Consider the following 932-nt stretch of genomic DNA (forward strand, 5'->3'; position numbering starts at 1 on the left):
GTATTAATATCAACAAATTTTTTAATACTGTCGTTTGTATGCTTCTTTGATGGTTGGCATAGAAAAATCCCAAACAACCTAAACAAAATTGCTTTGATATTTAGTAATATTGTCGCGTTAAATAACGGTTACTTGATGTCATCACTACCCATTGCGATTTTATGTTTCGTGGTGTTTTTTATACTTTGGTATCTAAAAGTGATAGGAGCTGGAGATGTGAAGTTACTCTGTGCCTTAATCATTGGCATACAGCCAAATCTAGTTACGATAACATTGATTTGTATAGGCTTTCTAGGAGGCTTTTTGGTTTTCGCAATGTACATAGTAGGAAAGGTAAGAGGATTACCTAGCTTTACAAAAGGCATTCCTTACGGAATACCTATTGCTATGAGCTGTTTCTTTTTTAGCACTATATCCATTTTAGCAAACTGACTACATAATATTGTGCTCTAATATAGGGCTAGAAATATCACTGATTTGAAATAATTGTTGAATCTTATCTTTAATACCTAACGTCTCTAACTCTTGTGAAATTTCATCACTACACCAAACGTACGTGTTTACTTTTTGACGTAATGGTATTGTCTTGCATTTATTGTGACGTATCGACCATTCAGGAAATATTAAAATAGTTCCATTCGTTTCCAGTTCATTTTTAAGGAATTGGCATGAACTTGTCTTCACCCAACTCGTCACATGATTTGAGTCAATTTTATAATCGTTGAGTATCTCTTGTACATAAGATTTGGGAAGAGAACTACAAAAAACAACTCTCTGCGGATAACACTCATGCGGATCAAGTGAATTAGAATGCGCGATAACATAGTTAACGGTATTCAGTTGATAGGATTTTCCATTCTCTTGTGAAATTCTATCCATTGTAAAAATCAAATCGTAACGAGAAGAATCCAATAAAGAGGACTGTGTGAAAC

The 932-nt window shown here is 33.9% G+C and carries 1 protein-coding gene and 1 pseudogene; one reads left to right on the forward strand and one right to left on the reverse strand.

Going from position 1 to position 932, the window contains the following annotated elements; translation table 11 throughout:
* A partial coding sequence (locus AB4496_RS26985) for a prepilin peptidase (protein ID WP_372132989.1) occupies positions 1-432 on the forward strand: 432 nt, incomplete at its 5' end.
* Here the strand turns inward: AB4496_RS26985 and AB4496_RS26990 are convergent.
* Positions 433-932: pseudogene (locus AB4496_RS26990) on the reverse strand (LysR family transcriptional regulator); the annotation flags it as partial.

Source organism: Vibrio sp. 10N.222.46.A1 (genome assembly GCF_041473595.1).
GTDB classification, from domain to species: Bacteria; Pseudomonadota; Gammaproteobacteria; order Enterobacterales; family Vibrionaceae; genus Vibrio; species Vibrio tasmaniensis_A.